Annotated in this window: 11 protein-coding genes; 6 read left to right on the top strand and 5 right to left on the bottom strand. The window is 68.6% G+C overall.

What is annotated here, in order from left to right:
• Positions 1-97: 97 nt before the first annotated feature.
• The 4 genes from P2T65_RS11275 to P2T65_RS11260 form a co-directional block, all read right to left on the bottom strand.
• Positions 98-745 carry a hypothetical protein gene (locus tag P2T65_RS11275; protein ID WP_276199795.1) on the bottom strand — a complete coding sequence of 216 codons (648 nt, stop codon included), beginning with the start codon at positions 743-745 and terminating at the stop codon, positions 98-100.
• A 230-nt stretch (positions 746-975) separates the two neighbouring features.
• The gene (locus tag P2T65_RS11270; protein WP_276199794.1) at positions 976-2,379 is read right to left on the bottom strand and encodes an MATE family efflux transporter; all 1,404 of its coding nucleotides are present in this window, start codon (positions 2,377-2,379) and stop codon (positions 976-978) included.
• Positions 2,376-4,226 carry a monovalent cation:proton antiporter-2 (CPA2) family protein gene (locus tag P2T65_RS11265; protein ID WP_055459268.1) on the bottom strand — a complete coding sequence of 617 codons (1,851 nt, stop codon included), beginning with the start codon at positions 4,224-4,226 and terminating at the stop codon, positions 2,376-2,378. The genes P2T65_RS11270 and P2T65_RS11265 overlap by 4 nt, the downstream gene beginning before the upstream one ends.
• A 319-nt stretch (positions 4,227-4,545) precedes the next feature.
• A complete protein-coding gene (locus tag P2T65_RS11260; RefSeq protein ID WP_055459267.1) occupies positions 4,546-5,160 on the bottom strand; it encodes an HAD family phosphatase in 615 nt (204 codons plus the stop codon).
• Between the two features lie 121 nt (positions 5,161-5,281).
• Between P2T65_RS11260 and ispH the strand changes: the two genes are divergently transcribed.
• From ispH to P2T65_RS11230, 6 genes are all read left to right on the top strand, one after another.
• On the top strand, positions 5,282-6,250 hold the full coding sequence (gene ispH / locus P2T65_RS11255; protein ID WP_055459266.1) for a 4-hydroxy-3-methylbut-2-enyl diphosphate reductase: 969 nt from the start codon (positions 5,282-5,284) through the stop codon (positions 6,248-6,250).
• Between the two features lie 4 nt (positions 6,251-6,254).
• Positions 6,255-7,220, top strand: coding sequence for a homoserine kinase (locus P2T65_RS11250; RefSeq protein ID WP_276199793.1), 966 nt, complete (start codon positions 6,255-6,257; stop codon positions 7,218-7,220).
• Positions 7,217-7,678: a ribonuclease HI gene (gene rnhA / locus P2T65_RS11245; RefSeq protein WP_055459264.1), complete on the top strand. Its 462-nt coding sequence runs from the start codon at positions 7,217-7,219 to the stop codon at positions 7,676-7,678. The genes P2T65_RS11250 and rnhA overlap by 4 nt, the downstream gene beginning before the upstream one ends.
• Before the next feature lie 227 nt (positions 7,679-7,905).
• A complete protein-coding gene (locus P2T65_RS11240) occupies positions 7,906-9,084 on the top strand; it encodes a site-specific DNA-methyltransferase (RefSeq protein WP_276199792.1) in 1,179 nt (392 codons plus the stop codon).
• Between the two features lie 182 nt (positions 9,085-9,266).
• Positions 9,267-10,661, top strand: coding sequence for an alanine/glycine:cation symporter family protein (locus tag P2T65_RS11235; protein WP_055459262.1), 1,395 nt, complete (start codon positions 9,267-9,269; stop codon positions 10,659-10,661).
• Positions 10,662-10,725: 64 nt separating this feature from the next.
• Positions 10,726-11,148 carry a VOC family protein gene (locus P2T65_RS11230; protein WP_276199791.1) on the top strand — a complete coding sequence of 141 codons (423 nt, stop codon included), beginning with the start codon at positions 10,726-10,728 and terminating at the stop codon, positions 11,146-11,148.
• A 248-nt stretch (positions 11,149-11,396) separates the two neighbouring features.
• Here P2T65_RS11230 and mutY read toward each other — a convergent pair whose 3' ends face one another.
• Positions 11,397-12,476 carry an A/G-specific adenine glycosylase gene (gene mutY / locus P2T65_RS11225; RefSeq protein WP_055459260.1) on the bottom strand — a complete coding sequence of 360 codons (1,080 nt, stop codon included), beginning with the start codon at positions 12,474-12,476 and terminating at the stop codon, positions 11,397-11,399.
• Between the last annotated feature and the right edge of the window lie 24 nt (positions 12,477-12,500).

Here is a 12,500-nt window from a genome sequence, read left to right as displayed (position 1 = left end):
TGGGCGTGGCTGCAAGCTCCGACTCTAGAGGCTGTCGCCCGCGCCCGATAGACCGCAGGAGCGGTGCGGCGGCAGGTGGCGGCTCGTCGCCTCGCAGTCATTTGAGAAAGGGCGACGCCGCCTCGCGTCGGCGCTGGCCCTGATCGGCACAATGACGGCCCGGCTCATACTGGTGGACGACGACCGCGTGCGGCAGGTCGCCTCCGCGGGCGTTAAAGCGCGGCGTGAAGCCCTCGATCAGGATGGCCTCGAAGGAGGCGAGCAATGTGTTGAGCGCAGCGTCGGGGGCGGAGGGCGGGCCGGCCGGCAGCATCCAGATCGGGTTGAGCCGCTGCTCGTCCGCCATGCGTGTGAGCGGAGAGCGTTCCGTATCGAGAAAGCCGAACCAGGAGAACAGCGACCAGCCGTTCCGATAGATGCCGCGGCTGTGGGCGGCGAGCCGGTCGCCGATGGTCTGCCCGCCGGTCGTGTTCCGGCGCGCAAGCCCCGCCTGGCCTGCATAGACCGGCTGCAGGGCCTCGCTGTAGAGGATGTAGACACCCTTCTGCCGATAGAAATTCATCTGGATCGTCTCGAGATCGATGTTGCTCCTCTTGTTTCCCTTGCCGAGCCAGCCCTGCGGTTGGCCGAGAAGCTGCCGGCTGTTCCAATCGACGGCATGTTTGCGCCAGAAAAGGCCGTAGAACTTGATAAAAACATTCAGCTTCGTGGCCTCTGCCCGACCATCTTCGCAACTGTGCATCATCTGAAAAGGTCCACCTCAGACAATTTCCAAGCGGGACGAGCTTCGTGGTGCGAAGTTAACATCGGGCAATTTCGCGAAAATGGCGCCTGTACCCCGGGGCCCTCGCTCAACTACGCCTTCGGTGGCGGCAAACCGTGTGATCTGCGCCAAAGTTTCCGGTTGCGCCCGCGCGGACGTCGTCCCCGAGATCCGGCCTGCATGCCGACCGCTGCCGTGCCATTGGCCCGTGGCTATCGCCGGGCAAGAAGCCCAATCGTCCAGAACGCGGTGAGGATGCCGGCGAGGCCGAAGACGACCGCGCCTAGGGAGATGCCGACGAGGATGCCTTCCGGTCCGCCGAGATGGGCGCCGGCGAGGGCGAAGGGCACCGTGCCGGCGGTCGCCTTGGCCCAGTTGAAGCCGGTCGACAGCAGCGGAAAGCCGAGATTGTTGAACGAGGCATTGGCCACGAACAACAGACCGTTGAACAGCCACAGGAAGCCGCTGATGACGCAGAAGAAGGCGACGAGACGCCCCGTCTCCGTGCCGCCAACGTTGAACAGCATCGGCACGGCATCACCGACGAGGGCGAGCGTCAGCCCCATGGTGCCGGCATAGACGACGACGAGGGACAAAGCGTCGCGCAGGATGCGGCGCATGCGGTCGAAGCGCCGCGCGCCCCAGTTCTGTCCGAGGATGGGCCCGACGGCGCCGGACAAGGCGAAGACAACGCCGAAGCACAGCGGCACCAGCCGGTCGACGATGGCCACCGCCGCCATGGCCTCGTCGCCGAAACGTGCCATGACGCTGGCGACGAAGGCGTTCGACACCGGCGTCGCTACATTGGCGAGGATGGCCGGCAACGCGATGGCGAGCGTCGGCCTGATGTCGGCGACGACATGGGCGAGCCGCGGCCGCGCGAGGAGGCCGTGGATATGACCTGCCCCGTGGAGCCCCGCCGCCAGGAAGACGAGGCGCGACAGCGCCGTGGCAGTCGCTGCGCCCTCAACGCCCCAGCCGAGGCCGAGGATGAGGACGGGGTCGGCCACCGCCGTCACGAGCCCGCCCGACAGCGTCACATACATCGAGCGGCGCGCGTCGCCGACGGCGCGCAGCACGCCCGAGAGTGCCATGCCGAGGCCCATGAAGACATTGGCGGGCAGCGCGATCATGAGGAAGCGGATGGCCGCCTCCCGTGCCTCGCCATCGGCGCCGAGCAGGGCGAGCAGGGGCTCGAGGAAGGGCAGGGCGCCGAGGCCGACGAGGCCGGCGACGAAACCCGTCTGCACCATGGCCGAGGCCGCGAGCCGCCGCGCCCGTTCCCGGTCGCGCGCGCCGAGGGCGCGCGACACGAGGGCGCCGACCGCGATCATGAGGCCGATGTTGATGGAGGTGGCGAAGAAGAGGACGATGGTGGCGAAGCCGACGCCGGCGGTGAGCGCAGGCTTCCCAAGCCAGGAGATGTAGAGGAGCGACAGGAAGTCGACGACGAAGACCGCGACGAGCCCGACAGCCCCGGCGGCCGTCATCACGAGGACGTGGCGCAGCGTCGAGCCTTGCGTGAACTTTCCGGCTTCGCTGCCTGCGGACGCCGGGCCGGGACAGGCACGCTCGCGCTGTGCGGCGTCGCCCGTCTTCGCACCATCGATGCTCACGGACGCGCCTCGGCGTCGGCGACGAGGTCGCGCGTCTCGGCGCTGAGGCCGGCCGCCTTGCGCTTCGGCGGCGTCAGCGGCTCGGGCTTCACCTTCACGCCGTGCAGCAGATCCTGCCCGCCGAGGAGGCCGTCGCTCCGCTGCAGCACGAGCCGGGCGATGTCGCGCCGGCGCACGTCCTCGGTCACGAGCCGGGCCGCTTCCGCGTCGACCCCGAGCTCCTCGAGCGTGGCGCGGCCGAATTGCAATGCCGATTCGAAGGTCTCGCGAAGCTGGAAGTCGACCTCGCGGTTCATGAGCGCGATAGCATGCGGCCGGTCGATCGCGCGCACGAAGGTGCGGGCGCGCGGGAACTCCGCATGGACGATCTCCGCAATCTTCAGGGCGGCGGCCGCGTCGTCGACGCAGACGCAGACGACATCTGCCGAGCCTGCCCCCGCCGCACGCAGCACGTCGAGGCGCGTGCCGTCGCCGTAGTAAACCTTGAAGCCGAAGCGGGCTGCGCTGCGGATGCTGTCGATGTTGCGGTCGATCACCGTCACGTCGGCCCCGTTCGCGAGCAGCACCTGGTTGACCACTTGGCCGAAGCGGCCGAAGCCGATGACGATGACGCTGCCTCCGGCCTCGCCGGCGGGCAGGTCGTCCGGCGCCGGCTCCTCGCCCCCCGACCTGAGGGCGAGCTGGCTCTCGATGAGCTTGGCGAACAGCGGCCCGAGCAGCATGGTGAGGGCGGCGAGCGCCGTGATGACCTGCACGCGCTCGCCCGTCAGCAGCCCCACCTCGCCGCCCAGCGGCACAAGGACGAAGGAGAACTCGCCTGCCGGGGCGAGCAGGGCGCCGATGCGCAGCGCATCCGGCCAGGAGGAGCCGAAGCCGCGGGCGAGAGCGGCGGCGATGAGGCTCTTGCCGATGACGAGCGCCGGGGCGAGGACGAGGAGCAGCAGCGCGTTCTGCCGCACGTAGTTCGCATCGAGCGACATGCCGACGCTCATGAAGAAGAGGCCGAGCAGCAGGCCGCGGAAAGGCTCGATGTCGGCCTCGAGCTGGTGGCGGAAATTCGACTCGGCAAGGAGCACCCCGGCGAGGAACGCGCCCATGGCCATGGACAGGCCGACCTGTTCCATCAGCATGGCGGCGCCGAGCACGACGAGGAGCGCGGCGGCGGTCATGACCTCGCGGGCGCCGCTTGCGGCGAGCAGCCGGAACAGCGGATTGAGCAGATAGCGGCCGACGATCACGACCAGCGCGACGGCGGCAAAGGCCCGCGCGCAGGCGCCGGCCGCGCCCGCCAGCGCCTGGCCGCTGCCGAGCGCCTCGGTGTTGGCGAGCAGCGGCACGAGCGCGAGGATGGGGACGATGGACAGGTCCTGGAACAGCAGGATGGAGAAGGTGCGCTGGCCATAGCGGGTGGCGAGGTCGCGCCGCTCCTCGAGCACCTGTAGCGCGATGGCCGTTGCGGACAGAGACAGCGCAAGCCCTGTGACGATCATGCCGCGCGCGCTGTGGCCGAGCAGGGCGGCAACCGTCGCGATCAGCGCACAGGTCAGGACGATCTGCGCCAGCCCGAGGCCGAAGATGTCGCGTCGCATGGCGAAGAGGTTCGATATCTTCAGTTCGAGGCCGATGATGAAGAGCAGCAGCACGACGCCGAGCTCGGCGACGCCGCGCACGTTCTCCGCCTCGCCGACGAGGCCCATCACCGATGGGCCGATGACGATGCCGGCGATGAGATAGCCGAGCACGGCGCCGAGCCCGAGCTTGCGAAAGAGCGGCACGGCGATCACGGCCGCGGCGCAGAAGGTCAGGATCGGCGGCAGGAAACTCGCATGTTCGGCGGCGTCGGCCATGGGAAACTCTTGGCTGGCCCGCGGCCGTGGCGATGCGGGCAAAACGCCCTGGAGCAATGGTCGGCCAGCGTCTGGCCAAATATCCGCAAGGCACCATCGCCGGAGCGCACTTCATGAACAACTAGAACATGCCGAGCGCAAGCGGAATGTCGGCGGAGGATACAGGCCGAGAGAGGCGAACAGACGCGGGTCGAGCGCAGGTCGCGGAAGCCAACCGCTCTTCTCTCGCCCTCCGCGACGTTTCGGAGAGGTGAGCAGCCCCGCTGGGCCATTTGGTCACGCCATAGGCGTATCCGGCACAAGGCCCGGCGGCATGGCCTCACACCAGAGCGAGGCGGTTGAGTGCGCGCCGCAGGCCCTCGGCACCGTCGAAGACGTGACCCTCGAGGCCGGCCTTCACCGCCCCCGCGACGTTCCACGGCTTGTCGTCGGTGAAGAAGGCCTCCTCAGGGGCGACGCCGAACTCGGCGCACAGGCGCCGGTAGATCTCAGGATCGGGCTTCTTCGTGCCGAAGCGGGCGGACACGAACACCCGGTCGTCGACGAGGTGGCGCAGCCCCGGGAACAGGCGGTCGATCTCCTCGCCGGTGAGGAAGCCGTTGTTGGTGAGCACCGCGACGGTCGCCTTCTCCTTCACGCGGGCGAGCAGCGCCAGGCTGTCGGGGAACGGCACCATGCCGAGGCGGCGCGCCTCCACCCATTCGTCACGCGTGATGGCATAGCCCAGGCGCTCGCCGAAACCGGAAAGATAGGTCTCGGCATCCATCGCCCCGGCGTCGGCCCGGTCCTCGAAGCCGCTCGCCCAGATATCCGTCAGGATCTCGTTGATGCTCCGCCCCGACAGGCGCGACAGCTCGGCGAGGCGCCGGTCGCGGTCGTAGTGGCACAGCACGTCGTCCATGTCGAAGATGGCGAGGCGGATGGGGGACGGCATGGCTCGGTCGGATCGTCGGGGGCTGCAGCTTCCGTCGCGCGTCGTCGCAGCGGCGATGCCGTTCTTGACATGAGTACCCGCCTGCCGCCACATCCCCCGCACGATCGTGACCGGTGTTTCGATGAGCGTTGCCGAAAAGCCACCCCTGAGCGTGTTGATCTGTGCCCCGCGCGGCTTCTGCGCGGGCGTCGTGCGCGCCATCGATGCCGTCGAGAAGGCGCTTGCGCTCTACGGACCGCCGGTCTACGTGCGCCACGAGATCGTCCACAATAAATACGTCGTGGAGAGCCTGCGCCGGAAGGGCGCCGTCTTCGTCGACGAGCTCGACGAGATCCCGCCGACGAGCGCGCCCGTCATCTTCTCGGCACACGGCGTGCCCAAGGCGGTGCCCGAGGATGCCGGGCGGCGCAATTTCTTCGCCATCGACGCCACCTGCCCCCTGGTCACCAAGGTGCACCGCGAGGCGGAGGTGCACTTTCGCCGCGGCCGCCATGTGGTGCTCGTCGGCCATGCCGGCCATCCGGAGGTCGTCGGCACCATGGGTCAGTTGCCCGAAGGTGCGATTTCCCTCGTCGAGACGGTGGCCGATGTGGCAGCCTTCACGGCCCCCGATGACGGCGGGCTCGCTTATGTGACGCAGACGACGCTGTCGGTCGACGACACGCGCGAGATCGTCGAGACGCTGAAGGCGCGCTTTCCCGCCATCGTCGGTCCACACAAGGAGGACATCTGCTATGCGACGACCAACCGCCAGGAGGCGGTCAAGCGCGTCGCCCCGCAGGTGGACGCGATGATCGTGGTGGGCTCGCCCAACTCGTCGAACTCGCAACGCCTGCGCGAGGTGGCGGAGCGGGCCGGCTGTCCGGCCGCACGCCTCGTGCTGCGCGCCGACGACATCGACTGGTCGATCTTCGGCAACATCCGCCGCCTCGGGCTGACTGCGGGCGCCTCTGCGCCGGAGGTGCTGGTGGAGGAGATCATCGACGCCTTCGCCGAACGCTATGCGGTCAGCGTCGAGACCGTCTCGACGGCGGACGAGAGCGTCTTCTTCCCCCTGCCGCGCGAATTGCGCGGGGAAGCGGCGGAGTAGGCGCGTGGCAGTCTATACCGAGGTTGCCGACGAGGAACTCGCCGCCTTCGTCGCCCGCTACGACATCGGCGCGGTGCTCGCCGTCAAGGGCATCGCCGAGGGGGTCGAGAACTCCAACTTCCTGCTGCACACCGAGCGCGGCTTCTACATCCTCACCCTCTACGAGAAGCGGGTGAAGGAGGAGGACCTGCCGTTCTTCATCGGTCTCATGCGCCATCTCGCCCAGCGCGGCATCACCTGCCCCCAGCCGGTTCTGAACCGGGAGAGGGAGGCGCTCGGCCGCCTCGCCGGGCGGCCCGCGGCCATCGTCACCTTCCTCGACGGCATGTGGGTGAAGCGCCCGACGGCCGGCCATTGCGACGGTGTCGGCGAGGCGCTGGCGCGCCTGCATCTGGCCGGCGCCGATTTCGCGATGCGGCGCGAGAATGCGCTGTCGCTGCCCGCCTGGCGGCCGCTATTCATGCAGGCGGATGGGCGAGCCGACACGGTCTCGCCCGGCCTTGCCGCGCGCACGCTTGCAGCCCTCGACGATCTGGAACGCACCTGGCCGGTAGGCCTGCCGGGCGGCGTCATCCATGCCGATCTGTTTCCGGACAACGTGTTCTTCATCGCCGGCCGGCTGTCCGGCCTCATCGACTTCTACTTCGCCTGCACGGACGCCTTCGCCTACGACCTCGCCATCTGCCTCAACGCCTGGTGCTTCGAGGCGGACGGCTCGTTCAACCTGACGAAGGGCCAGGCGATGCTCACGGCCTATGAGCGCGTGCGCCGGCTCGAGGACGCCGAGGTCGCGGCGCTCCCCATCCTGTGCCGGGGCGCGGCCCTGCGCTTCATGCTGACGCGGCTCGTCGACTGGCTCGACGTCCCCCCGGGGGCGCTGGTGAAGCCGAAGGACCCGCTCGAATACGACCGCAAGCTCTCGTTCCACCGCCGTGTCGCGAGCGCGGCCGAATACGGCCTCGCCCGATGACCAGGGACAGGGTGGCGATCTATACGGACGGTGCCTGCTCGGGCAACCCTGGCCCCGGCGGCTGGGGCGCGCTCCTCGTCTATCAGGGCAAAGAGAAGGAATTGTCGGGCGGCGAGCCCGAAACGACCAACAACCGCATGGAGCTGATGGCGGCCATCATGGCGCTCGAGGCCCTCAAGCGCCCCTGCGCGGTCGACCTCTTCACCGATTCGCAATATGTGCGCCACGGCATCACCCAGTGGATGCACGGCTGGAAGGCCCGCGGCTGGAAGACGGCCGACAGGAAGCCGGTGAAGAACGAGGATCTCTGGCGCCGTCTCGACACGGCCCGCCAGCGCCACGACGTCACCTGGCACTGGGTGCGGGGCCACGCCGGCCACCCGGAGAACGAGCGCGTCGATGCCCTCGCGCGCGCCGGCATGGCACCGTTCAAGGGGCTGGAGCCGGTCCGGCAGTAGGCCCTGGCTTATCGGTGGGCGCCTGGGCCCGCATCCACGCGGCGCGCCGGTGGATCACGCGTTCATGCCCCCTGCCGACTGCCCACCAGCGGCAGCCGACTGTCTTTCCGATTGGGCAAAAATTGCAGCCCCAAAACGACACATTGCACCATTAACCACGTTCAACCTCGCCTTTACCGATCGTCTGCATGATCCGGTTCGTCAGTAGCGTAACCGGTAAAGACGACATGGGTATTTCGCGTACCGGTGCCGTCGGCGCCGCGCCCCGGATCAAGGTCTCGCGTACCGGGGCGCCCGCGCCGTCGGGTCGGGTGAACAGGGCAGGCGTGCCCCTCGACCGGATCATCCTCGACGATTGTCTCGCCGGGCTGTACAGCCTGCCGGACGAGAGCGTCGACCTCGTCTTCGCGGATCCGCCCTACAACCTCCAGCTCGAGGGGGCGCTGACGCGTCCCGACAACAGCCTCGTCGATGCCGTTGACGACGACTGGGACAAGTTCGGGAGCTTCGCCGAATACGATGCCTTCACACGTGCCTGGCTCGCCCAGTGCCGGCGCGTGATGAAGAAAAACGCGACGCTTTTCGTCATCGGCTCCTACCACAACATCTTCCGCGTCGGCACGGCGCTGCAGGACATCGGCTTCTGGATCCTCAACGACGTCGTGTGGCGCAAGGCCAACCCGATGCCGAACTTCCGCGGCCGCCGCTTTACCAATGCGCACGAGACTCTGATCTGGGCGGCACGCGGGCCCGAGGCAAAGAACTACACCTTCCACTACGAGGCTCTGAAGGCGGGCAACGAAGACACGCAGATGCGCTCGGACTGGTTCATCCCGCTGTGCACCGGCGAGGAGCGCCTGAAGGACGCCGACGGACGCAAGTTGCACCCGACGCAGAAGCCCGAGGCCCTGCTCGCGCGCGTGCTGCTCGCCGCTACCAACCCGGGCGACGTGGTGCTCGACCCCTTCTTCGGCTCCGGCACGACCGGGGCCGTGGCCAAGAAGCTCGGTCGCCATTTCATCGGCATCGAACGCGAGCCGGCCTATGCCGCCGCCGCCGAGGCACGGATCGCCGCGGCGCAGCCCGTCGATGCCGCGGCTTTTGCCGCCGCCCCGGCCAAGCGCACCGAGCCGCGCGTGCCTTTCCTCGCAGCCGTCGAGGCCGGTCTCGTTGCGCCCGGCACCGTGCTGACGGATGCGCGGCGCCGCTGGCGGGCGACGGTGCGCGCCGATGGCACGCTGAGCGTCCCGCCGGCCGTCGGCTCCATCCACAAGATCGGCGCCCTCGTGCAGGGGCTGCCGTCCTGCAACGGCTGGACCTTCTGGCACGCCGAGCAGAACGGCGAACTCGTTGTCATCGACACCTTCCGCAGCGCGCTCAGGGCGGCCATGGCGGAGGCCGCCTGAGGCACCCGTTGCCGGGGCGGCGAGACGCCCGGCACATCCTGCCCGTTGACATTCCACCCCCCGCCGCGCACTCCCCGGCCTCATCGTTCGGCTGCCGCCAAGAAGAGGTCCAACAACAGGGTGTCCGGACGCCTGGCAGTAGGGCGGCAGCTGCAGCCGCCATCACAGGGAGGAGAATGGGAATGCTCGCTTTTCTCGACGACCTTCTGTGGGGGAAGGTTCTCGTCGTCGGCCTGATTGCCCTCGGCCTTGTCTTCAGCGTCGGCTCGCGCTTCGTGCAGTTCCGCTATTTCGGGCGCATGTTCGGCGTGCTCGGCGAGGCGGTGCGCCGGCAGCCGGGGCATCTCAGTTCCTTCCAGGCACTGATGCTGAGCGTTGCCGGGCGGGTCGGCGCTGGCAATATCGCGGGCGTGGCGGTGGCCATCACGCTCGGCGGGCCCGGCGCCATCTTCTGGATGTGGATCGTCGCGCTCATCGGCATGGCGACGAGCTATTTCGAGTGCACGCTCGCCCAGCTCTACAAACAGCCCGAGCCTGACGGCAGCTATCGCGGCGGGCCGGCCTTCTACATCGCCCGCGGCCTCCGGCAGCGCTGGCTCGCCATGGTCTTCTCGGTGCTGCTGCTCGTCACCTTCGGCTTCGGCTTCAACGCAGTGCAGTCCTACACGGTCGCCACCTCCCTGGCCGATTCGTTCGGCATCGCCCCGCACTGGACGGGGGCGGCGCTGACCGTGGTGCTCGGCATCATCATCTTCGGCGGCGTCAAGCGCATCGCCCAGGTAGCCGACGTGCTGGTGCCGGTGATGGCCGGCGGCTACATCCTGCTCGCGCTCTTCGTGGTCGTGACCCATCTCGGCGAAGTGCCTGCCGTCTTCGCGCTCATCGTCAAGAGCGCCTTCGGCCTCGAGCCAGCCATCGGCGGGGGCATGGGGGCGGCCATCCTCCTCGGCGTCAAGCGCGGCCTCTTCTCGAACGAGGCGGGGCTCGGCAGCGCGCCGAACGTTGCGGCCGTCGCCCATGTGCCGCACCCTGCCTCACAGGGCATCGTGCAGGCGTTCAGCGTCTTCATCGACACCATCGTCATCTGCAGCTGCACCGCTTTCATCATCCTCCTGTCGCCGGCTTTTGCGCCGGGCGGGGAGCCGGCGGGCGTTGCGCTCACCCAGCAGGCGGTGGCGGGTTTCGTCGGCGAATGGGGGCGGATCTACGTCAGCATCGCCCTGATGCTCTTCGTCTTCACCTCGATCATCTATAACTACTACCTCGGCGAGACGAGCATCGACTTCTTCTCCGGCAACGATATCACCGTCTTTACCGTCTTCCGCATCATGGTGATGGCGCTCGTCTTCTGGGGATCGGTGCAGGATCTCAGCACCGTCTTCGCCTTCGCCGACATCACCATGGGCCTGCTCGCCGTCGTCAACCTCGTCGCCGTCGCGCTCCTGTTCCGCACCGGCCTGCGCGTCATGCGGGACTACGACCGGCAGATTGCCGAGGGCATCGACAACCCCGTCTTCGATTCGAGCCGCTTCCCGGATCTCGACATCGACCGCGAGGTCTGGCCGGCGCGCGGCTGACGAGCCACGCCTTTGCCATCGTGGCGCTCCACGATAGCACTTCAACGAGCTTGCGGAGGTGGCCATGACGACGGAACGGCAGGGCAAGGCACGCATCATCCCCTTCCTGCGCTATCGCGATGCGCAGAAGGCTATCGGCTGGCTGTGCGAGGCCTTCGGCTTGGCCCGCCATGCGGTCTATGAGGATGAGGTCGGCAAGGTCGCCCATGCCGAGCTGTCCTACGACGGCGGCTTCATCATGCTCGGCGAGATGAAGGACGACGCCCTCGGCATGCGCACGCCGGCCGAGCTTGGCGCCGTCAACCAGGGCATCTATGTCGTCGTCGACGATGCCGACGCCCATTATGCCCGCGCGAAGGCAGCCGGCGCCGAGATCGTCCTCGACATCAAGGACCAGCCTTACGGCTCGCGCGAATACACGGCCCGCGACCTCGAAGGGAATCTGTGGAGCTTCGGCACCTACGCGCCGCAGGCGGACGGTGGGTGACAAGATGCGGCGATGCCCTCCTCGGGCATCGGCTTCTTGCGCTGGTTCCCGGCTCTCGCCTGCGCTTCGCGCATGCGGGCCGGAAAACAAGGGCGTGCTTTGAGAGGAACCTCGTTCCCTAGAGGAACCTCGTTCCCCGAACGCATGGAGCGAAGCGGAAGGCGAGCCGGGGTCCATCGCGCGAAGCCGAGCCGAAGGCTCGCCTCATGTCTATCGCCACGCCACGTACTCCGCGCCGATGACGGCGCTCAGCCCCCCAGCGCCTTCTCCAGCACCTTGCGCATGACATTGGGCAGCGCCTCGCCGGCAAGATCGTGCCGGGGCACCCAGCGCCCGCCGGCGGGCGGCGCGGTATCGATGCCGAACGTCGCCGTGAAAACGGCGAGCTCCAGCGGGAAATGCGTGAAGACGTGCCGCACCGTGCCCGGTGCCCGGCGCCAGGGGCCCGCCAGCGGCGCGTCCCGCAGCGCCTCGCTGATTGCGTAATCGTGCCGCCAGTCGCTCACCGGCACTTCAGCCATGCCGCCGAGCAGGCCCTTCGGCGGCCGCGTGCGCAGGAGCACGCGGCCGTCCGCACGCAGCGCGACGAAGGCCGCGCCGCGGCGCAGCCGCCCGGTGGTTTTCGTCTCCTTGCGCGGGAAGGTCTCGGCCAACGCCGCGGCGCGGGCGCGACATGGCAAGGCGAGGGGGCAGAGGACGCAGGCCGGCTTCTTCGGCGTGCAGATGGTGGCGCCGAGGTCCATCAGCGCCTGGGCGAAGTCGCCCGGCCGGCGCTGCGGCACCATCGCCAGCGTCAGCTCCCGGATGAGCGGCTTGGCGCTGGGCAGCGGCTCCGTGACGGCGTGGAGGCGGCTCATGACGCGCTCGACATTGCCGTCGACGGCGACCGCGACCTTGCCGAAGGCGATCGCCGCGATCGCCCCGGCCGTATAGGCGCCGATGCCCGGCAGGGAAAGAAGCGCCTTCTCCTCGGCGGGAAAGCGCCCGCCGTGCACGGCGACGACCATCTTGGCGCAGGCGTGCAGGTTGCGGGCGCGCGAATAATAGCCGAGGCCCGCCCAGGCCTGCATCACCGCCTCCTGCGGCGCCTGCGCCAGCGCCTCGACGGTTGGGAAGCGGGCGAGGAAGCGCTCATAATAGGGCTTCACGGCCGTCACTGTCGTCTGCTGCAGCATGATCTCGGACAGCCAGACGCGGTAAGGGTCCGGCGTCTCGCCGGGCAGGGCCCGCCAGGGCAGAATGCGCCTGTGGCGGTCGTACCACGCCAGCAGCGCGGCGGCGCTTTCGGTGCTGTCGGTCTTGGAGGGCGCGTCGAGGACGGATACCATGGCCCCTCTCATAACCGGCCGCCC

The organism is Chelatococcus sp. XZ-Ab1, assembly GCF_029309855.1.
Taxonomy (GTDB): Bacteria; Pseudomonadota; Alphaproteobacteria; order Rhizobiales; family Beijerinckiaceae; genus Chelatococcus_A; species Chelatococcus_A sambhunathii.
This window is presented reverse-complemented; position numbering and strand designations above follow the sequence as displayed.